The 20,784-nt window shown below is 61.6% G+C and carries 15 protein-coding genes; 10 read left to right on the top strand and 5 right to left on the bottom strand.

All coding sequences use genetic code 11. From position 1 onward, the window contains the following. The first annotated feature begins 155 nt into the window (after window positions 1-155). From ACYAR8_RS14750 to ACYAR8_RS14735, 4 genes are all read left to right on the top strand, one after another. The gene (locus tag ACYAR8_RS14750; protein WP_065988935.1) at window positions 156-674 is read left to right on the top strand and encodes an Hcp family type VI secretion system effector; all 519 of its coding nucleotides are present in this window, start codon (window positions 156-158) and stop codon (window positions 672-674) included. Between the two features lie 101 nt (window positions 675-775). Further along, complete coding sequence (tssA, locus tag ACYAR8_RS14745) at window positions 776-1,876, top strand: type VI secretion system protein TssA (protein WP_463580285.1); 1,101 nt, start codon at window positions 776-778, stop codon at window positions 1,874-1,876. Window positions 1,877-2,543: 667 nt separating this feature from the next. Then, complete coding sequence (locus ACYAR8_RS14740) at window positions 2,544-4,202, top strand: nitrite/sulfite reductase (protein WP_463580284.1); 1,659 nt, start codon at window positions 2,544-2,546, stop codon at window positions 4,200-4,202. Next, complete coding sequence (locus ACYAR8_RS14735) at window positions 4,186-4,680, top strand: DUF934 domain-containing protein (protein ID WP_074887803.1); 495 nt, start codon at window positions 4,186-4,188, stop codon at window positions 4,678-4,680. Before ACYAR8_RS14740 ends, ACYAR8_RS14735 begins: the two co-directional genes overlap by 17 nt. 250 nt (window positions 4,681-4,930) lie before the next feature. Here ACYAR8_RS14735 and sohB read toward each other — a convergent pair whose 3' ends face one another. Further along, entirely contained in the window at window positions 4,931-5,953 is a 1,023-nt protein-coding gene (sohB, locus tag ACYAR8_RS14730; protein WP_463580283.1) for a protease SohB, read from the bottom strand. A 207-nt stretch (window positions 5,954-6,160) separates the two neighbouring features. Between sohB and ACYAR8_RS14725 the strand changes: the two genes are divergently transcribed. The 6 genes from ACYAR8_RS14725 (at window position 6,161) to ACYAR8_RS14700 (ending at window position 13,598) form a co-directional block, all read left to right on the top strand. Continuing rightward, on the top strand, window positions 6,161-6,871 hold the full coding sequence (locus ACYAR8_RS14725; protein WP_463580282.1) for a histidine phosphatase family protein: 711 nt from the start codon (window positions 6,161-6,163) through the stop codon (window positions 6,869-6,871). A gap of 57 nt (window positions 6,872-6,928) precedes the next feature. After that, entirely contained in the window at window positions 6,929-7,243 is a 315-nt protein-coding gene (locus tag ACYAR8_RS14720) for an SCP2 sterol-binding domain-containing protein (protein ID WP_074887795.1), read from the top strand. A gap of 300 nt (window positions 7,244-7,543) precedes the next feature. Continuing rightward, window positions 7,544-8,611 (top strand): phosphotransferase family protein, encoded by a 1,068-nt coding sequence (locus ACYAR8_RS14715; protein WP_074887793.1) that lies wholly within the window; start codon window positions 7,544-7,546, stop codon window positions 8,609-8,611. A 24-nt stretch (window positions 8,612-8,635) separates the two neighbouring features. Continuing rightward, entirely contained in the window at window positions 8,636-9,403 is a 768-nt protein-coding gene (locus tag ACYAR8_RS14710; protein ID WP_074887791.1) for an SDR family oxidoreductase, read from the top strand. Window positions 9,404-9,623: 220 nt separating this feature from the next. Next, complete coding sequence (locus ACYAR8_RS14705; RefSeq protein ID WP_463580281.1) at window positions 9,624-10,763, top strand: Gfo/Idh/MocA family protein; 1,140 nt, start codon at window positions 9,624-9,626, stop codon at window positions 10,761-10,763. Between the two features lie 405 nt (window positions 10,764-11,168). Then, window positions 11,169-13,598, top strand: a complete 2,430-nt coding sequence (locus ACYAR8_RS14700) for a DUF3772 domain-containing protein (RefSeq protein ID WP_463580280.1) — start codon at window positions 11,169-11,171, stop codon at window positions 13,596-13,598. Window positions 13,599-13,681: 83 nt separating this feature from the next. Here the strand turns inward: ACYAR8_RS14700 and ACYAR8_RS14695 are convergent, their stop codons facing one another. From ACYAR8_RS14695 to tssM, 4 genes are all read right to left on the bottom strand, one after another. Further along, window positions 13,682-15,040 carry an MFS transporter gene (locus ACYAR8_RS14695; protein ID WP_456292948.1) on the bottom strand — a complete coding sequence of 453 codons (1,359 nt, stop codon included), beginning with the start codon at window positions 15,038-15,040 and terminating at the stop codon, window positions 13,682-13,684. 459 nt (window positions 15,041-15,499) lie between these two features. After that, on the bottom strand, window positions 15,500-16,522 hold the full coding sequence (locus tag ACYAR8_RS14690; RefSeq protein WP_463580278.1) for a serine/threonine-protein kinase: 1,023 nt from the start codon (window positions 16,520-16,522) through the stop codon (window positions 15,500-15,502). Next, window positions 16,519-17,247, bottom strand: coding sequence for a PP2C family protein-serine/threonine phosphatase (locus ACYAR8_RS14685; protein WP_074887777.1), 729 nt, complete (start codon window positions 17,245-17,247; stop codon window positions 16,519-16,521). The genes ACYAR8_RS14690 and ACYAR8_RS14685 overlap by 4 nt, the downstream gene beginning before the upstream one ends. Then, window positions 17,247-20,774 (bottom strand): type VI secretion system membrane subunit TssM, encoded by a 3,528-nt coding sequence (gene tssM, locus ACYAR8_RS14680; protein WP_463580277.1) that lies wholly within the window; start codon window positions 20,772-20,774, stop codon window positions 17,247-17,249. Before tssM ends, ACYAR8_RS14685 begins: the two co-directional genes overlap by 1 nt. Window positions 20,775-20,784 lie beyond the last annotated feature (10 nt).

Here is a 20,784-nt window from a genome sequence, read left to right as displayed (position 1 = left end):
CGCAGGCACCTGAAGAACCCGGCGCCCGGGCCCTGTTGTACGAAGGCCCGGGCAGCGGCAACCGATCCCTTTGAATGTTCAGAGGGGTCAAATCAAGGGGCGTGACCTGGCCGCTGGACGGCTAGCCCCAACATGTAAGTAAGGAGAATCAAGAAATGGCATTTGACGCATATATTCAGATCGACGGCATTCCAGGCGAAGTTCTGGATGACAAGCACAAGGACTGGATTGAAGTACTCGGCTACGAGTACGGCGCCACCCAAGCGACGTCGGCGACTGCCAGCTCTTCAGGCGGTGCGTCCTCCGAGCGCGTTGCACTGAGCGATTTCAGCATCCGCAAAGCGGTCGACAAGGCCTCGGCGAAGCTGTTCGAAGCGTGCTGCAAAGGCACTCACATCGCCAAGATCCAGCTGAACGTCAACCGTGCCGGCGGCGACAAGCTGACCTACCTGACTATCAACCTGGAAGAGGTTGTGGTGTCGTCGGTCAAGGCCGTTGCCGGTGGCAGTCAGGATGGCGAAGACAAAGCCGTCAGCGACCTGCCGATCGAAGAAATCAGCTTCAACTTCGCTCGCATCAAGACCACTTACACCCAGCAGAGCCGTGCCGATGGCCAGGGTGGCGGTAACGTCACCGGCGGCTGGGACCGTACGGCCAACAAGGTTTTCGCTTGATCGAGTAGTCACAGCGGTCCGTTGCCTGGCGCAGCGGGCTGTATTCAACACCGCGCCGGCTGGATGGGCGCGGTGTTCTTTTTTCTTATCCCGAGTTGACCATGTCTGAATTTCTCAACGACCTTTCACTGACCGAACTGACAGCGCCGATCAATGGAGGAAGCGGCGAAGACCTGAGCTTTTCCACGCTGTTCGACAACGTCAAGGAAGCTCGTCGAGCGGACCCTGATTACCTGACCCAGGGTGACTGGCAGACCGACCTGAAATCTTCGGATTGGGACCTGACGATCACCCTGGCGGCACAAGGCCTTGCACAGCAGAGCAAGGATTTGATGCTCGTCGCCTGGCTCAGCGAAGCCCTGGCGCACAAATATCACTTTCTCGGCATCACCTTCGGCCTGACCCTGGCCGAGCGGATTCTTGAACGCTTCTGGGATGACCTGTTCCCGGCGCTGGACGAAGGCCTGGAAGAGCGCGCCGCGCGCCTGGCCTGGCTAAAGACCACCCTGGCCGATGTGGTGGGCGGGCTGCCGATCACCCAGGGCGACTCGTTCGGCCTGCTGCGCTACGACGAGTCCCGGCACATCGAGAACCTGGCGCTGCAAAACCCGCAGGCCATGCGCATCGCGCTGGACGAAGGCAAGATCAACGCGGAAATCTTCCAGCGTTCGGTGGTGCTGACCGACACCGATCACTTCCTGCGCAAGGCCTCGGAAATCACCGACAGCCTGCAGGCCTGCCGTCAGCTGCAAGCCACGGCTGATCGCCTGTTCGGTGTTGAGGCGCCAAGCTTTGCCGGCCTGAGCGAGATCCTTTCCCGCGCCGCGCAACTGGCTGAAAAACTGCTCAAGGACCGTGGCGTGGAAATCAATCCCGCGCCTGCCCAGCCGACTGCCGAGCCTGTCGCCGAAACAGCCGATCAACCCGCTGCGGGGCCTGCCATGACCATCACCGTGAAAGACACCGCGTCGGCGCCACTGCGCACCACCCCGCTGACCCGCGACGAAGCCTTCACCATGCTCGCCGGCGTCGCCCAGTTCTTCAAACAGACCGAGCCACAAAGCCCGGTGCCCTACCTGATCGAACGCGCAATCAAATGGGGCAACATGCCCCTGGAAGGCTGGCTCAGCGACGTCATCAAGGACAACAACGTGGTGGACAGCATTCGCGACGTGCTGGGCACCAAAGAGCCGAAGGGCTGACGACACCCCCCGCCATGGATGGCGGATCTCAGCGTGCCCACGGAGCGAGACCGGAGTGAACGGACCCCGAGGAACGAGCGGCTGAACCAGGAGCAGGCACTTTTGCTTACTTTTGGAGGGTGCGACTTTCGACTTTTCAAAAGCAAGTCGCCGAAGGCGAAACAGTCTGCCTTCAGACAGACGCCCTTGATCTCAAGGGTCTTGATCTTCGACCCAAACCCAACAGCCCTACTGGTGAGTCACCCAAAACACCACCGCCCCCACCACTAATACAACAATGAACAAAATGGCCCATGCATCCACATGGCTATCGGATTTGGCAACTTTCGGGTGATTACGCATTGCATCGCCTTTTGTCTGTTTTATGGGTGATCGCAAAACTCACGGACCAACGACAGCCGCCGTCAGCCATCACCAGAGTAAAGTCGAGCCATCCCCTTATCACAAGTGAGGTTATGCCAGGCCGACGTACTGCTTAGTACTTTTGGTTCTGTGCATATACTCAAACATCACTTTTGCGCATATCTGCAAACTGGTAACCTCCCCCGGCTCCGCAAGGAGTGCGCGGCCGTGCGCGCAGATTTGTTCGGTAGCCCGAAAGCAGACGACAATGCATCGCCTTTCCGGCTGGCCCAGCAGCAGTGAACCGCCTGAGAACAGGACCACCATGTACGTATACGACGAGTACGATCAGCGGATCGTCGAGGACCGCGTCAAGCAGTTCCGCGACCAGACCCGCCGCTATCTGGCCGGCGAGCTCAGCGAAGAAGAGTTCCGCCCGCTTCGCCTGCAAAACGGCCTCTACATCCAACGCTTCGCCCCGATGCTGCGCGTCGCTGTGCCCTACGGCCAGCTGACTTCGCGCCAGGCCCGCATGCTGGCGAAGATCGCCCGCGATTACGACAAGGGCTACGCGCACATCAGTACCCGCCAGAACGTGCAGTTCAACTGGCCGGCACTCGAAGACATCCCCGACATTCTCGCCGAGCTGGCCACCGTGCAGATGCACGCGATCCAGACCAGCGGCAACTGCCTGCGCAACGTCACCACGGACCAGTTTGCCGGCGTCGCTGCCGATGAACTGGTAGACCCGCGCCCCTGGTGTGAAATCGTCCGCCAGTGGACGACGTTCCACCCGGAATTCGCCTACCTGCCGCGCAAGTTCAAGATCGCGATCAATGGCTCGACGACCGACCGCGCCGCCATCGAAGTCCACGACATCGGCCTGGAGCCGGTGAAGAATGCAGCTGGTGAGCTGGGCTTCCGCGTGCTGGTCGGCGGTGGTCTTGGCCGCACGCCGGTGGTTGGCGCGTTCATCAACGAGTTCCTGCCGTGGCAGGACCTGTTGAGCTACCTCGACGCGATCCTGCGGGTGTACAACCGCTACGGCCGTCGCGACAACAAGTACAAGGCGCGCATCAAGATTCTGGTCAAGGCGCTGACGCCTGAAGTGTTCGCCGAGAAGGTCGAGGCCGAAATGGCGCACCTGCGCGGCGGCCAGACCACGCTGACCGAGGCCGAAGTGCATCGCGTCGCCAAGCACTTCGTCGACCCGGACTACAAGGCGCTGACCGATTACAGCGCCGAACTGGCTCAGCTGGATCAACAGCATCCGGGTTTCGCCCGCTGGCGCTCGCGCAACGTCCTGGCCCACAAAAAGCCGGGCTACGCCGCGGTAACGCTGTCGCTGAAACCCACCGGCGTTGCGCCCGGGGATCTCACCGACAAGCAACTGGACGGCATCGCCGACCTCGCCGACACATACAGCTTCGGTCAGCTGCGCACCTCCCACGAGCAGAACATTATTCTGGCCGACGTCGAGCAGAGCCAGCTGTTCACGATGTGGGGCGAACTGCGCGAGCAAGGTTTCGCAACGCCGAACATTGGCCTGCTGACGGACATCATCTGCTGCCCGGGCGGCGACTTCTGCTCGCTGGCCAACGCCAAGTCGATCCCGATTGCCGAATCGATCCAGCGCCGTTTCGACGATCTCGATTACCTGTTCGACATCGGCGAGCTGGACCTGAACATCTCCGGTTGCATGAATGCCTGCGGCCACCACCACGTTGGCCACATCGGCATTCTCGGCGTGGACAAGAAAGGCGAAGAGTTCTATCAGGTGTCCCTGGGTGGCAGCGCCAGCCGTGACGCCAGCCTGGGCAAGATCCTTGGCCCGTCGTTCGCACAGGACGTCATGCCGGACGTGATCGAGAAGCTGATCAACGTCTACGTTGAGAAACGCAACGAAGACGAGCGCTTCATCGACACCTACCAGCGTATTGGCATCGACCCTTTCAAGGAGCGCGTCTATGCAGCGAATCATTAAGAACAACGCGGTCATCGACGAGACCTGGCACCTGCTGCCCAAGGACACGACGTTCGACAGCCTGTCCAACTGCGACGACCTGATCGTGCCGCTGAACCTGTGGCGCGAGCATGCCCATGCATTGAAGGCACGCGACGGCGGCCTGGGCGTTTGGCTGGACAGCGACGAAGAAGCCGAGGAAATCGGTGACGACGCGGATCAGTTCCAGGTCATCGCCCTGAACTTCCCGGCGTTCACCGACGGCCGCAGCTACTCCAACGCGCGTCTGCTGCGTGACCGCTACGGTTACAAGGGCGAGTTGCGGGCGATTGGCGACGTGTTGCGCGATCAGCTGTTCTACCTGCACCGCTGCGGATTCGATGCGTTCGCGATTCGTGCCGACAAGGACCCGTACGAGGCGCTGGAAGGTTTGAGAGACTTCTCGGTAACCTATCAGGCGGCCACCGACGAGCCGCTGCCGCTGTTTCGGCGTCGTTGAGTCGCTGCTGCTGACTCAATGTTAAAAGATGCTGAACAAAAAGCCCCGGCTTCGTGAGAAGCCGGGGCTTTTTAATTGAGAGGGTGAACGGTTCATGTAGGAGCGTGGCTTGTCCCGCGATCTGCCGCGAAGCGGCAGCAGATCAGGTCAACGGTGTGTCAGTTTTGCAAAAAACTGCGGCCATTGCGGCTGCTGCGCAACCGATCGCGGGACAAGCCACGCTCCTACAGACTCATGCACATCAGCTCACCTACCAAAACCGCTGCTGCGTCAGCTTGCCCCACCACCCGGTCACCAAGTGGTCTACCGATGTGCTTGCGGCGATACCGACGCGCTGCTGCAGGCTTTTGCGTTCGGCGTAATGCAGATGGAACACCTCGGCGGTCTTGGCTTTCTCCGACAGGTATTCATCGCTGGTCTTCAGCTCATCCACCAGTTGCTTGTCCTTGGCCGCGATGCCCAGCCAGATCTCGCCGGTGGCGACTTCGTCGATTTGCAACTGCGGTCGGTAGCTGGCGACGAAGTTCTTGAACAGCTCGTGGGTGATGTCCAGATCCTCCTGGAATTTCTCGCGCCCCTTCTCGGTGTTCTCGCCAAACACCGTCAGCGTGCGCTTGTACTCGCCGGCGGTCAGCACTTCGAAGTCAATGTCGTGCTTCTTCAGCAGGCGGTTGACGTTGGGCAGCTGGGCCACAACGCCGATGGATCCCAGGATCGCGAACGGTGCACTGATGATCCGGGTGCCGATGCACGCCATCATGTAGCCGCCGCTGGCCGCGACCTTGTCGATGCAGATGGTCAGCGGAATACCCGCCTGCCGAATCCGTGCCAGTTGCGAGGACGCCAGACCGTAGCTGTGCACCATGCCGCCGCCGCTTTCGAGGCGCAGCACCACTTCATCCTTGGGGGTGGCGAGGGTCAGCAGCGCGGTGATCTCATTGCGCATGTTCTCGGTGGCCGAGGCCTTGATGTCGCCGTCGAAGTCCAGCACGTAGACACGCGACTTGACCTCGGTGGACTTCTTGTCCTTCTTCAGCTCCTTGGCCTGGGACTTGCGCAGCGCCTTGAGCCGGGCCTTGTCCAGCAGCGAGCCTTCGAGGCGATCACGCAGCCCTTTGTAGAAGTCATTGAGCTTGGTGACGTGCAGCTGACCGCCTGCGCCGCGGCGCCCACGACCGCGCATCGAGCCAACGACCACCAGCACCACAATGATCGCGATCACGATGGTGACGGTTTTTGCCAGGAAGCTGGCGTAATCGAAAATGAACTCCACAGAAACTCCTTACCTGTACAGCAGACCCTCGGCAGAGGATCGCGAATGGGGCCAAGCATACCGGCGCGCCGGTTGCCGGGCCAGCGACGAGACGGGTGATCACGGGACAGATCGGCCAATTCAAACGAGCGTATGTTTTTTCATTGACAGACCGCGGGCCGTCCTCATAACCTCCCAGCACTTTCAACGAGCCAGGGTGAAGCGGTCGTGGGCAGCATCTATCTCATACGACATGGCCAGGCCTCGTTTGGTGCGGACGATTACGACGTCTTGTCGCCCACCGGTTTTCGTCAGTCGGAAATCCTCGGCGCGCACCTCGCACAGCAGGGTCTTACCTTCGACCGCTGCATCAGCGGCGCACTGTTTCGCCAGCGCCACACGGCCGAAACCGTGATCGCCCAGCTCAATGCCGCTGGCCTCGCCACACCCGAACTGGAAACCGACATCGCCTTCAACGAATTCAACGCAGAAGGCGTGATCCGCGCGCTGCTCCCCGCGATGCTGGATGAAGAGCCCGACGCCTTCGAGGTCATGCGTGATGCCGCCAACAACCGCGCCGAGTTCCAGCGCCTGTTTGCCGCAATCATCCGTCGCTGGCTGGTGGGCGATCACGACGCCGCCGCGCTGCAGAGCTGGCAGGCCTTCGTCGAGCAGGTAGAGGCCGGCCTGAGCGGGATACTCGACAGCGCCGGGCCAAGCGATCGCATCGCCGTGTTCACCTCCGGCGGCACCATCACCGCCCTGCTCCACCTGATCACGCAAATGCCGGCCACCCAGGCCTTCGAACTCAACTGGCACATCGTCAACACCTCGCTCAACCACTTGAAGTTCCGTGAGCGCGAGGTGTCCCTGGCTTCCTTCAACAGTTACGCGCACCTGCAACTGCTGAAGGCGCCGGAGCTCATCACCTACCGCTGAGCCCGGCCAATCGCACCCGCAAAGTGCTCGTCATCACTCATATAAAAGGATCACACCATGAGCTCCGTAGAAAACGCCGTCCAAGCCATGAAAGCCAAGTTCAACCCAGCCGCTGCTGCAGGCCTGGACCTGGTGTTCGGTTTCCGCATCGACGAAACCAAGAACTTCTCCCTGATCGTCAAGGACAGCACCTGCGAATTGCAGGAGGGCGAAAACCCGGACGCCCAAGTCACGCTGGTGATGGACGGCGAGACCCTGGAAGGCATCGTCAGCGGCGAGACCGACGGCATGCAGGCGTTCATGGGCGGCAAACTGCGCGCCGAAGGCGACATGATGCTGGCGATGAAACTGAGCGAGCTGTTTCCTTCCTGAGGACGCTCGTGCAGGCATTGGCCCGGTCTGCGAGATTTGTCGGTGGCAGCTTGTGTCGCTGATGGACCGCAATCGCGGGCAAGCGCGCTCCTACACAGGAAAGCGCCCATGCCGAAAAACCGAAGCTGCCCGGCTTCGGTTTTTTTTTGTCCGGGCGATGTGAGGACAGCGGCCGCAGCCGTGAATCAGGGATGCTGATTGCCCCGTAACACCCACGCCAATAGCCCTTGTTCGTAGCGGTCGGGGCGCATTAGATTAGCCAATGATCCTGTCCTACCAAAATAATCTGCAGGGATACCCATGGTGCTCACCGACCAGTCCACCCAGGTTCGATCCGGCGAAGAACTCGACGCTGCGTTGATCGACCCCTACCTGAAAGCCCATATCCCCGGCCTGAGCGGCAGCGCACAGATCAGCCAGTTTCCCGGTGGCGCGTCGAACCTGACCTACCTGCTGAAATACCCCGAACAGGAATTCGTTCTGCGCCGCCCGCCGTTTGGTCACAAGGCGAAAAGCGCTCACGACATGGGCCGCGAATTCCGCATTCTCAATCAGCTGCGCGATGCCTTTCCTTACTGCCCCAAGGCGTACCTGCACTGCACTGACGAAGAAGTGATCGGCGCCGAGTTTTATGTCATGGAGCGGGTCAAGGGCATTATCCTGCGTTCGGAATTGCCCGCCGAGCTGAACCTCAATGCGGCGCAGACCGAAACCCTGTGCAAGAGCTTTATCGATCGGCTGGTGGAACTGCATCAGGTGGATTACACCGCCTGTGGCCTCGGCGATCTGGGCAAGCCCCAGGGTTACGTTGAACGGCAGATTCGCGGCTGGACCGAGCGTTACGAGAAAGCGCGCACCGCCGATGCCCCAAGCTGGGAAAAGGTCGCGCGCTGGCTGGACGAGAAAAAGCCCGCGGACCACCCCGTCTCAAGCCTGGTGCACAACGATTACCGCTTCGACAACGTGATCCTCGACGCGGACAACCCGATGCAGATCATCGGCGTGCTGGACTGGGAGCTCACCACCCTGGGGGATCCGCTGATGGACCTGGGCAACAGCCTGGCGTACTGGATTCAGGCGGACGACCCGGCGCCTGTGCAGCTGATGCGGCGCCAGCCAAGCCATGCACCGGGCATGCTCACCCGCAAAGAGTTCGTGGCGTACTACGCCGAGCGCTCGGGCATTCCCATCGACAACTTCGACTTTTATTACACCTACGGTCTGTTCCGGCTGGCCGGTATCGTCCAGCAAATCTACTACCGCTTCTTCCACGGACAGACCCAGGACAAGCGCTTCGCTCAGTTCATTCACATGAACGCCCTGCTGGAGCGCATGGCCCTGCAAGTGGTTGAGCGTTCCAGCCTCTGAATGCGACACGACAAGGAAAACAACATGTCCAAGACCCAACTGTTCGACCTCGATGGCAAGATCGCTTTCGTCTCGGGCGCCAGCCGCGGCATCGGCGAGGCGATCGCAAAATTGCTGGCCCAGCAAGGCGCCCATGTGATCGTCTCGAGCCGCCGGATCGACGGCTGCAAGCAGGTGGCCGACGCGATCATCGCCGAGGGCGGCCAAGCCACCGCCATCGCCTGCCACATTGGTGAAATGGAACAGATCACGGCGGTCTTCGCGCAGATCCGCGAGCAGTTCGGTCGGTTGGACATTCTGGTGAACAACGCGGCGACCAACCCGCAGTTCTGCAACGTGCTGGACACCGACCTCGGCGCGTTCCAGAAGACCGTCGACGTCAACATTCGCGGCTACTTCTTCATGTCGGTGGAAGCCGGCAAGCTGATGCGCGAACACGGCGGCGGCAGCATCATCAACGTCGCGTCGATCAATGGCGTCTCGCCGGGCGTCTATCAGGGCATCTATTCGGTGACCAAAGCGGCGGTGATCAACATGACCAAGGTCTTCGCCAAGGAGTGCGCGCAGTTCGGCATCCGCTGCAACGCCCTGCTCCCCGGTCTGACCGACACCAAATTCGCCTCGGCGCTGGTAAGCAACGAGAAGATCCTGAACACCGCCCTGGCGCAGATTCCCCTGAAGCGGGTGGCGGCGCCGAGCGAAATGGCGGGGGCGGTGCTGTACCTGGCCAGCGAAGCGTCCAGCTACACGACCGGCGTGGCCTTGAATGTGGACGGCGGGTTCCTGTCCTGAGCCACTGAGCGATCATCTGTAGGAGCGCGCTTGCCCGCGAATTCGATGTATCTGGTGTTCATTCACTCCCTGACACACTGCAATCGGGGTCAAGCGCGCCCCCCACAGCATCTGCCCATGAGGTCAAACTGAGGTGTTCCTGATGGAATAAAGATTCCATCAGGCGCCCCCAACCGCCTACATTTTCCGCACAACAACACGTCTTAAAGGACACGCTGTCATGCGCGGAAAATCTCTTCCAGGACTGGGCGTCGGCCTGATTGGCACGGGCTTCATGGGCCGGGCTCATGCCCTGGCGTTCCACAACGCACGGACGACGTTCGACCTTCCCTTCAACCTCACGCTTGTCGCGCTGGCCGATGCGGACGCTGCGCGCGCGGAACAGTGCGCCGCCAGTTGGGGGTTCGAGCGCAGCCATGGCGACTGGCAACGGTTGATCAGCGATCCGGCAGTCAGTCTGGTGGCGATCACCACGCCGAACCAGCTGCATTTCCCCATGGCCATGGCCGCCCTTGAGGCGGGCAAGGCGGTGTATTGCGAGAAGCCACTGGCGGTGAGTCTTGGACAGGCGCGGGAGATGCAGGCGGCAGCGCGCAAGGCCGGCGTGGTGACAAGGGTGGGCTACAACTACCAGCACAACCCGATCATCGGGTTGGCCAAGCAGATGATCGAAAGCGGCGAGCTCGGTCAGATCGTCAGCTTTCAGGGAGAGTTCAGCGAGGACTTCATGGGCGATGGGCTGTCGCCGTGGTCCTGGCGCTGCGAGGAGTCCCATGCCGGCGGCGCCCTGGCGGACCTGGGCAGCCATTTGCTGGCGATGGCGCGGTACCTGCTCGGCGATATCGACGCGGTGTGCGCTGACTCGCAAACGGTGCACCCGCAGCGCCCGACGGTGCTCGGCAGTGAGGAGCATCGGCCGATCAGCATCGATGACCAGACTTACGCACTGCTGCGCTTCGCCAACGGCGCCCGGGGTACGTTCGGCAGCAGTTGGCTCAAGCACGGTTACAAGAATCATCTCAGCTTCGAGATTGGCGGCACCGAAGGCACCTTGTCGTTTGATCAGGAACGCTTGAACGAGCTGCGCCTGTACCGGGCCGGCGCGGCGGGTCGTGACGGGTTTCAGCGGATCCTGGCAGGGCCTGCGCAGCCTGGCTATGCGTCTTTCTGCCCGGCGCCGGGGCATCAGTTGGGGTACAACGAACTGAAGACCCTGGAAGTGTATGACCTGATTCAGGCGCTGGGCGGTCACGGTTCGAACGGGACGGACTTTGCCGAAGCGATGGAAGTCGAGCGGCTCGCCACCGCGATTCGCATCGCGGCGAAAGAGATGCGCTGGGTGAGCGTTTCGGATATTTGAATCGGGTGTCAGCCCGGAAGTTGAGGACGTTCTCTCCGGCCCCTTCCCGGCTGAAGCCGGTCCCACTGAATGCAGCGCGTGCATCCAGGGAGATTGGTGCTGGAAGCTCATTGTGGGACCGGCTTTAGCCGGGAAGGCGTCAGGCGCTACGCCGCAAATCTGGGCGTCGATCGCCACACGGCAGATTCGATGGTGCCCAGACTGGCCCCTTCCCGGCTGAAGCCGGTCCTACCAAATGCAGGGCATGCATCCAGTGACCCGCTACATCCCTTGAGAGTTGTCCTGACCCAATACTTGCTATGATCCGCCCCCGCGCGCATGAATGGTCGAGCCCCCTGCCTGCCGTTCGACAACTGCGCCAGACGATCAGATCGCAAAACCGGTTAACGCCCCAAAGGACCCCCAATGCAACACGCTACGTTGAACCGTTTCTACGCTGGGCTGCTCGCGCTGTTGCTGTGCGTCGCCGTGCCCGCTTTCGCACAGGCCGCGGCGGCGCAGGTCGCGCCACCAGCAGCACAACAGCCCGCCAGTCAGGCTAATGCGACGCCCGAAGCCGAGGCGCCGAGCCTGGATGACCTGAGCGAGCAGCTCGACCAGATCCGACAAAAAGTCACCGTGAGCGCCAATGACGACTTGCTCTCCAGCCTGCGCCAGGCCGCGCTGCAGGTGCAGAAGCAAGCCGACGACCTGATCGCCAAACAGGCGGTCGACATCGAGCACCTGAACGACCAGCTGAACATCCTTGGCCCGGTGCAACCGGACGAAGCACCTACCCTGACCAGCCAGCGCAAGGCATTGACCGCCCAGAAAAACGCGCTGGTCAGCGACGAGCGGCAGACCAATACCTTGAGTCAGTCGGCCCGAGACCTGGCGACTCAGATCTTCAGCCTGCGCCGCAGCCTTTTCGACTCACAGATCAGCACCCGCACGGCAAGCCCGTTGAGTTCGGCGTTCTGGTCGACCCTGATCCGCCCGACCGATGACGACCTGAGGCGCATGAACGGTTTGCTGGACGACGTCCGCAGCGTATTCACCAGCGCCCTGGCGCCCGGCAATCGCCTGCTGTTTGCCAGCGTCGTGATTGGCGCGCTGCTGATCTGGGTGGTGGTGCGCCGCCTGCTGGAAAGCCTGCTGATCCGCCTGATGGTCCGCTGGTTGCCCGAAGGCCGCCTGCGTCGCAGCGCCCTGGCACTGGCCGTCGGACTGTCGACGGTGGTCACCATCACCGCCGCCACCTCCCTGCTGCGTTGGGGCATTGTGAGCAATGCGGTGCTCAGCAACGACGTGGTCAACCTGCTCGACCAGTTGCAAACGCTGATCACTTTCTGCGCCTTCATTGTCGGCCTGGGCCGGGCGCTGTTGATGCTGCCGCATCCGTCGTGGCGCCTGCCCAATATTCCAGACGAAATCGCCACGGCCATGGGCCGCTTCCCGGCGGTGCTGGCCCTGGCGCTGATGATCATCGGCACCCAGGAGCGCATCAACAGCGTGATCGCCAGCAGCCTGGCGCTGACCGTAGCGGTCAACGGCCTGACGGCGCTGGCTGTATCGCTGGTGTTTTTCTTCGGCCTGGTGCGCTACCGCCGGACTCGCCGCCGCTGTGCAATCGAACGTCCGGGCGGCCTCGCCGGGTTGATTCCCTTTGTCGTCGCGGTCTGGGTCGGGCTGAGCCTGCTGGCGTTAGTGAGCGGCTACCTGACCCTCGCGTACTTCCTCGCGGTCAAGCTGCTGTGGATGAGCGTGGTAGCGTCAACTGCCTACCTGCTGGTGGCGTTCTTCGGCGACGTCTGCGAAACCCTTCTGTCGCCCAAACAACCTGGCGGCATGGCGCTGGGTTCGGCACTCGGCCTGTCCCCGCGCCATCAAGCCCAGGCAAGCACCATTCTGGCGGGCGTTGGCCGCAGCCTGCTGCTGCTGGCCGCGGTCCTGCTGGCCTTCCTGCCATCGGGCTCAAGCCCGGGTGAGTTGCTCGAAAGCTTCACCCGGATGGAAGTCACCGACAAATCCCTGGGCGCCCTGAACATTGTCCCGAGTGACATCCTCATGGCACTGGGCTGCCTGGTCGCCGGGCTGTTTGGCGTGCGCGTGCTCAAGGACTGGTTCGGCGAACGCCTGCTGCCGGAAACCAACATGGACGCCGGCATGCAGGCCTCCCTGGTGACGCTGATCGGCTACATCGGGTTTGTGCTGGTGATTGCGGTGGTGATGTCCACCCTGCATATCAGCCTGACGAACCTGACCTGGGTGGTGAGTGCCCTGTCGGTGGGGATCGGTTTTGGTCTGCAAGCGATCGTGCAGAACTTCATCTCGGGCCTGATTCTGCTGACCGAGCGCCCCGTCAAGGTGGGAGACTGGGTGAGCCTGGCGGGGGTCGAGGGCGATATCCGCCGGATCAACGTGCGCGCCACCGAAATCCAGATGTCCGACCGCTCCACGGTGATCGTGCCGAACTCACAGTTCATTACCCAGAACGTGCGCAACGTGACCATGGGCAACGCACTTGGCGTTGTGGGGATTTCCCTCACGCTGCCGCTGGAAACGGATGTCTTGCAGATCCGCGAGCTGCTGTTGCAGGCCTTCACCGAGCATGAAGCCATACTCGATACGCCGGCCCCGTCGGTGACCTTCAAAGACCTGACCAACACGGGTCTGATCATCAGCGCCAGCGGTTACGTGAACAGCCCGCGCTCGGTGGGCGGTGCGCGCAGCGACCTGTTGTTTACCGTGCTCGGGCGCCTGCGTGAAATGGGCATCGCGCTGTCTGCACCGCAGAGCATGGTGTTGATCAATGACGGGCCGGGCAAGGAACAGCCGCCGGCAGTCGTCGATTGATCATTCAATCAGGCGTGTCCGGGTGAATGGGTGCGCGGCGCGACAGTCGATTTCATGACTGACACGCCGCACACCCACCGCAATCAGCTCACCTCTTTGTTCGGGTCTTCGGCATGGGCCCAACGATAATCCAGACGCGGCGCGAACACTTTGATTCGACGCTTGATCTTGATCAGGATCGGGTCATGCACGGGCTCCGGATCTTTCAGGAATGCGGTCATCACGGCGCTCAGCGCGTATAAGCCGCAGAATGCCCAGACCACGCCTTCAATGCCGTAACTCTCATTGAAAATCGCGACCACCGCCGGGCCTACCCATGTCGACGCACCTGCACCCAGGCTCAGCACCGACAACGCAGCGGCCTTGTTATTAGGCGCCAACGCAGGAGCAAGCGCCGACAGCGGCACAAAACACGCCAGCGTCAGACCATAGAACGCACCGAAGATCGAAGCGATCAGGAAGTCGTGGGGAAACGCTTGTGGCATGAAGAAGAACAACGGGGTGCTGATGGTGCTGCCCACTGCGCCGAACCACAGGATCGTATTGCGGTAGCCGATCTTTGTGCTGATCACGCTGGAGCTCAGATTGCCGATGATGTTGAACACAAAGACGATGGTTAGCAGGCGTAGCCACTCTTCCAGGGTGAAGCCCACGGTGTGCATGAAGAACCCGGGCATGACCACCAGAAAACCGAACATCGACGAGGTGTTGATCACCCGGACAAGGGCGGCCAGTGACACTTTCGGACGCGTCCACATGATGGTGATGTTCTTGGCCATCGACACCATCGGCCGCTCACCCTCAGGGGCCAGTCGACGCATCCCGTGGGCTTCGCGCATCCCGATCAAGCCAATCGCACCGCCTATGACCACCAGCGCAAAGGACAACCAGAAGGTCTGCAGCGCCCCAATCAGCGGGATCGCGGCGCTCGCCACCAGAGAGCCGAGCATCGGCAGGCCTGCAGCGTAAGCCACCCAGAACCAGCCCACGGCCATGCCCATTTTGCGGGACGGGGTAGAAGCGGCGATCCAGACCAGGAAGCCGTAGGCGAACAGCGGATAACCGAATCCGCGCAGACCATAGGTCAGCAGAATCATCGAGTAGCTCAATTCCTGCAGACCGTAGATCAGGAAGAGCACTTCAAAGACGCTCCAGATGATCAGTCCCAGGAACATCACCCGTTTCGGGCCCCAGAGGTTGGAAAGCGCACCGGCGAGCCACGATGAAATACCGACCGTGATGCCGTAGGTGGTGAAGATCATGGCGATTTCGTCATCGGGCATGCCGCGATCACTGAGGAAGGGCGAGAGGTAACCGAGTTCTACGCCATCGCCGATCATGAAGATCAACAGGCCGACAAAGCCCCAGAACATGGGATAGGGAATACCCACTTTGTCGCAGAATCGTGAGAGTGGAGTGTTCGGAGTGGATTGATCGCTCAATTTTCCGGTCCTTTTTGATGCACGGCGTTTGGTCGCGCCGAATGAATGGCCTCGATGAGGTTGAAAGGCAGAGGGGTGGCACAGATTTCCGCTTCGGGCAGCGAGCAAAACTGGCTGATGGGTAGCGCGGGGGTCGGACGTGACAGCAGCTATCGTCGACCCATTAATCTATGTTTTTTCTAGATTTTCGAGCCCGTAGCCAGCCTTTTATGACAGATGAAACGATTAAGCTCAACCGCACGACGTTGGCTCGGGTGCGACAACGTGCCCGGTTGTATCGCCTGAGGGGCACAGGGGCCGGGGGATCAGCCGGTGCCAATTGTGGATGAAAATAAATACATCTTTTTTGCGGGAATGGCTCTGTTTCGGCATTCTTGGCGATGTTTCGTCAGAACACTGTCATCGTTATCGACTTTAACCGCGAAGGCGTTTGATCTCGCACCGCGCCCGTGATGGCCGTCACCAGGACGGGCGGATCTTCCTGCCCCACGGCCAGGACGAAGGAAGGGTGAAAGCATCACGCATTTGCCCGGCCGTTATCGCGCGTGCGCCGGCGTCAAATGCAAGAGCGGTTCGCAAGGCAGGCCAGCAACGTTTCGGTAGACGGGCTGGCGCCTGCAAGCCGACGTCGAGATGTTCATCCCGGGCCTGGATCGAAGGCAGGTGGCGAAAGGGATGTTTGCCGCTCGCAAGCTCGTAGATCACACACGCCACGGCGTAGATGTCAGTGCGTGCGGAGAGCGAGTGATGTTCAAGCAGTTCAGGTGCGGCGTAACCCGGTGTCCAGGCATTGAAACGCTCGCGGCTCAGGTGCGGCAGGCCGGGCAGCACGCCCTCCTCGGCCCTGCCAAGGCCGAAGTCGAACAGGCGCACGCCTTTCTCACTGAGCATGACGTTGCTCGGTTTCATATCCCCGTGGACAACGCCGCAGGCATGGGCGTAAGCCAAGGCGTCCAGCAGCGGCAGCACGATGTGTCGCAGTTCTTTCCACGGCAGACCCAAGGGCCGCTCGCAAAGCAGTTTGTCCAGCGTCAGACCTCGCATCAGCTCCATGGTGATGAAAGCGCGCTCGCAAGCGGTGTCGACGTGAAATCCGTGCACGCGCAGCACGTTGTCATGCCGCAGGTAACGGGTCAGGCAGAACTCGCTGTAGAGCACGGCGCTGGCGTCCGGCGATTCAGCGAAGTCTTGGTTGAGGACTTTGAGCGCGACATACGGATCGGGATCGCCGTACTGCTCAGCCAGCAAATCGCGGGCGCGGTAGACGGCTCCCATGCCGCCGGCGCCAAGCAGTCGCTCAATGCAGTAACGGCCTGCCAGAACGTCGGGCATTGTGCTGAGGGCCGACCGGGCCGCCAGGCGAGCGGGTTCACGATTTTTCGACTGAGCGAAGGCGTAACAGGTGAGATGTCCGGGCGGGTCATCGCCGGGAGGAGCAACGAGCGCCTGTCCGTCGGCATCTGTTTGCAGAGGATCGGTCATCGGCGAATCACCACAGCCGTCAGGTTGTCTCGGGCGGGACCACGCAGCGCGTCATCGAACAGGCGCTTGAGTGCCATTGCCGGCAGACCGAGACTCAATGCGCGGCTCAATGCATCGCTGCTCAAGCCCTGATACAAACCGTCGCTGCACAGCAAGAGCGCGTCGCCTGGAAACACCTCGAACTCCAGCACCTCCAGCGTCAGTTGCTCGGCAGCGCCCACCGCTCGGGTCAGGGCATGCCCGCCAGGGTGGGCCCGGGCTTGTCGAGCATTCATCTGTCGTTCGTCGATCATCTGCTGTTGCAGCGAGTGGTCCCGGGACAGCTGGTACAGCCGCTGGCCGCGCCACAAATAGCAGCGGCTGTCCCCCGCCCAGACACAGGCTGCCCGGTCTTCCTCCACGAGAAGCGCGACCACGGTGCTGCCGATGATGTTGTCCTGCCGGCCTGCATTCACGGTCAGCTCCTGACCCAGCCGCCGGTTCAGCCAGTGCAGGCACTGTCGTATGCCGATAAGCCTGTCATCGAAGTGTTCCTGCACCGGCAGCTCCGCCAGACTGGCGACGATCATCTGGCTGGCGATATCGCCTCCCTGGTGGCCGCCCATGCCATCGGCGACCACCCACAGCCCCTGCTCCGGACACTCCAGATACGCATCTTCGTTACGCTCTCGAACCTTGCCGGCATGGGTTCGCGCAGCGCTGCGCCAATGGCCGGCGAGCGGCATCACAGTTGCGCCGGCATGCGGAAGCTGCGCAGCACGGTCATGTCGAACGGGTTCGGCGAGCGCTGGCTCGTCAACAGGTAGCTGGCACGCAGTCCACCCACGTCGGCCTTCAGGACCAGCACGTCGCGACCACTCAAGTCATCGCGCTGCATCGAATCCAGCAAACGGAACAGCGACCACGGCCCCGAGCTTTCTTCGATACCCAATGGGCGGCCAACCATTCTGTCGAGCACCAGACTGGTTCGACCGGCCTGATCGTCGGTCGGCCAACGGAATGACACCGGGACGATCGGGCCGTGGCGATACTCGAGGCTCTTGTCACCCAGCTTGAATTCGGAACGGCTGACAGACGAATCGAGGGTATGGGGCTCAAGCTTGAACTGCACCTGAGGCTCGGCCGGGTTGTCCGCGAAGAAGCCCTGTCGGATGACCCTGGCAGCGTTCATCTGATCGAGATACGCCCGGGAGATCGGCAGGCTTTGCCCATCGATACTGCGCAGACGGTAACTGCCCTTCTCGGCACTCACGAACGGCCGCAGAAATCCGTCGAAGAAGCGGTCTGCAACGCCCTGAACCTTGAAGAACTCGCGAAAATCACCGAGTGCAACATCGCTGGCACTGTCGGCGTTGAATGGATATCGCTTGCTGATCGCCTTCGCGTAGAAGCTGTACACCTCGCTCTGGTAGTGCTGGTTCACGTGTTGATAGGCGTCGCGAAGCACCAGCCGCCAGGAGTCCTCGGCCAGGGTGTTGAACCACGTGCCCACCGGACGCGGCAGGCGACTGGATGCCCCACGCAAACCGGCCAGCGCATCGCGCTGACCGCCCATGCGTGATTTGGCCATGTCGAACGCAGCCTGCTCCGGCGAGCTGGCCCTGCCCAAACTGGCCATTTGCATCTGCAGTTCGTTGAGCGCTGTCAGAACGGGCAGCAGATCGGCAGCCGGGCCGTCCTTGTCGTCGAGCATCCGGTGCAGCGGATCAAACCGGGTTTGCAGTGACTTGCGCGCCGTATCCGGGACGGATGCACTCAACGCCTCAGAGGCTTTACTGGACGCGGCGATCGCCAGTTTGCCGGCTTTGCCACCCTTGTCCGCCAACTGCGCAGCGGCATCGACGGCGTTTGTCAGTGCCTCGGCAACCGGCGTGAAGCGTGTGTTCTCGCGAACTTCCCTGAGCAGGTTGATCACCGGCGAATGGGCCGAGGTCAGGCCAGCCAGTTGCTCGGCACTGTCGGCGAAATCGTAGGGCCCGGGAAGCTCGACCGCGCTGACCGCTTCGCCCCAGTAATCGGCGTAATCGCGAAAATACAGCTGTTCCAGTTCCACCATCAGACGCCGCATGTCCATGTCGCTGAGGCCGGCGCCCTCGCCCAGCACCCAATTGTCCCGCAGGATGTCGGTTACCACCCGGGAGCCGTGAACCGAGAAGTACTGCTCGTATCCCTGTCGGGTATAGAACCCCGGAATCACATAATCGGCGCCGACGAACAGCACCGCCTGCGGCCCGAGGTGCTGGTCGAAACTGTAATCCGGCAAGTTCTCCGCCTGCTCGCGCAGCATCCGGTAAACGACGTTCGCCAGGGACTCACCGCGCAGCACCTGTCGTGCCTGCGCCACGCGTTGATCATTGAGCGCATGGACGAAGGGCAGCTGCAGCAACCGTTCGAAGTGACTGTTCAGCCCGTCTTGCGCGGCGGCATTGCCGGGGTACAGCTCGGACCAGGCAGCAGCGACCTGCTCCTTGAGCCACGCCGCATCACGCCGGTCTTTCAGGCCCAGCATCAAATAGGCCCTCAGGCTTTTGAGCAGGCCCTCGCGACTCTCAAGGTTGGCGGCAATTTGCCCTTCCAGCATCAGTGCCACCTGGGGCAGGAGCAGCCGTTCCAGCTCACGCTCGTAAGCGCTCTCGACGACCGGGTTGACCGCTTCGCCTTGATAAAGCCCGCCACGCGCCTGGTAACCGGCCTCCCCTTTGTCCGGGAAAACCCGGGTCGCCGCATAGCGGGTGTCTAACACGTTCAGCGCTGCGACAAGGTCATCCTCTACCGTTTTCGCCGACCGCTGCCCGGCCCAGGTTCGAGCAAGGGCACTCACACTGTCGAGGCGCTCATAATTACCGGAAAAGCTCACTGCCCAGAGGCTACCGAACAGCGCGAGTGACGCCAGCGCGCCTGCATAGAGCGCGCGCTGGGCCCAATGAATACGGCTGCGCTCGCGCGTGTCCAGACCGGCAAGGTCCGCTTCCGGGAAAATAACCCTGCCGAGCAGGTGATTGATGAAACGCGATCGGCTGCCGCCCGATGTCGGCAGCATCCCCGTGCTCATTCCCGGACTCATTGCCCGGCCGACAGCGGCCCCGTGCATGTCCTGTTCAAAACCTGGCGCGCTGGTGAGGTAGAAGCCCCGCAATTGACTGGCCGACTGATAGCGATTGCCAGTGAACGCCAGCTCCACAAACACGCAAACACGCTCGCCGATTCGACTGAGCTGGTGGGGAAAATCGAGAATGCCGCCACGGCGCGAGGTATCACGCTCTTGGTGCATGCGGGTGATCACCTGGCTGTTGAGCCGAACCAGCAGCTCGCCGAATTCGGCTCGCAGCACGTCGCCGTCGATGCCGCTCTGCCCGTCCCGGAAGGTGGTACCGAGGACCTGATCACTTTCCTCACGGGTCAGTTGCTCGAAAAATGCGTCGAAGCCCGGAAGGCTGTCGGCTTTGCTCAACACGAGGTAGACCGGCACCTCGACGTGCAGCGTCTGATGCACCTCCTGCAAACGGGTACGCACGTGTCGGGCGAGGATTTCGAGCTCAAGGTCGCTGCCGTGGAGCAGCGTGTCGACAGGGAGTGTGACGAGTACGCCATTCAGAGGCCTGTTGCGGCGATACCTGCGCAGCAGGTCAAGCAACGTGCACCAGGCGCTTCGGTCGATGTCGGCGCTCGGCTGGGTCAGGTAACGACCAGCGGTGTCGACGAGCACGGCGTTATTGGCAAAATACCAGTCACAGTGGCGCGTGCCTCGAGGGTCACGGGTGAGTGTGCGCCCGGCCTTGTTGAGCGGAAACTCGAGACCTGAAAAGTCCAGCAGGCTGGTCTTGCCGCTGCCTTCGGGGCCGATCAGCAGGTACCACGGCAGCTCGGTGCGCCAGTGCTCGCTGCGACCGCGATACAGACTCGATGTCTTCAGTGTTTTCATCGCGTCCTTGAAACGCGCCGTCAGCTCAGCTTTCTCCTCGTCCATCTGATCGTCGCGCAGGATGCGCGCCTGACCGTCCTCGCTGTCCTCGACCGCCTTCTTGCGCTCTCCGGCACGCCAGCTGACATAGACCATGGCAAGGCCCCAAAGCAGGAACAGCGAACTGATGGTCAACAGCCGAGAGCTTGAGCCCTCCCAGAACTTTCGGTCGTCAACCGCCAGGGCCGGCCCGACGAACCAGACCATCAGCGCCACGAGCAATACCAGCAGCAGCGTCCACACCCACGTCTGACGCAAAAACGCGCCGGTTTTCTTGAAAAGGTTCTTCATCACACGTCTC

Source organism: Pseudomonas sp. HP_01 (genome assembly GCF_055284355.1).
This window is presented reverse-complemented; position numbering and strand designations above follow the sequence as displayed.

Excerpts from the sequence above, each read along its gene's own strand:
- ACYAR8_RS14750 (WP_065988935.1), top strand. The coding sequence starts at position 156 with ATGGCATTTGACGCATATATTCAGATCGACGGCATTCCAGGCGAAGTT.
- tssA (WP_463580285.1), top strand. The coding sequence starts at position 776 with ATGTCTGAATTTCTCAACGACCTTTCACTGACCGAACTGACAGCGCCG.
- ACYAR8_RS14740 (WP_463580284.1), top strand. The coding sequence starts at position 2,544 with ATGTACGTATACGACGAGTACGATCAGCGGATCGTCGAGGACCGCGTC.
- ACYAR8_RS14735 (WP_074887803.1), top strand. The coding sequence starts at position 4,186 with ATGCAGCGAATCATTAAGAACAACGCGGTCATCGACGAGACCTGGCAC.
- ACYAR8_RS14720 (WP_074887795.1), top strand. The coding sequence starts at position 6,929 with ATGAGCTCCGTAGAAAACGCCGTCCAAGCCATGAAAGCCAAGTTCAAC.
- ACYAR8_RS14715 (WP_074887793.1), top strand. The coding sequence starts at position 7,544 with ATGGTGCTCACCGACCAGTCCACCCAGGTTCGATCCGGCGAAGAACTC.
- ACYAR8_RS14710 (WP_074887791.1), top strand. The coding sequence starts at position 8,636 with ATGTCCAAGACCCAACTGTTCGACCTCGATGGCAAGATCGCTTTCGTC.
- ACYAR8_RS14705 (WP_463580281.1), top strand. The coding sequence starts at position 9,624 with ATGCGCGGAAAATCTCTTCCAGGACTGGGCGTCGGCCTGATTGGCACG.
- ACYAR8_RS14700 (WP_463580280.1), top strand. The coding sequence starts at position 11,169 with ATGCAACACGCTACGTTGAACCGTTTCTACGCTGGGCTGCTCGCGCTG.
- ACYAR8_RS14690 (WP_463580278.1), bottom strand. The coding sequence starts at position 16,522 with ATGACCGATCCTCTGCAAACAGATGCCGACGGACAGGCGCTCGTTGCT.
- ACYAR8_RS14685 (WP_074887777.1), bottom strand. The coding sequence starts at position 17,247 with ATGCCGCTCGCCGGCCATTGGCGCAGCGCTGCGCGAACCCATGCCGGC.
- tssM (WP_463580277.1), bottom strand. The coding sequence starts at position 20,774 with ATGAAGAACCTTTTCAAGAAAACCGGCGCGTTTTTGCGTCAGACGTGG.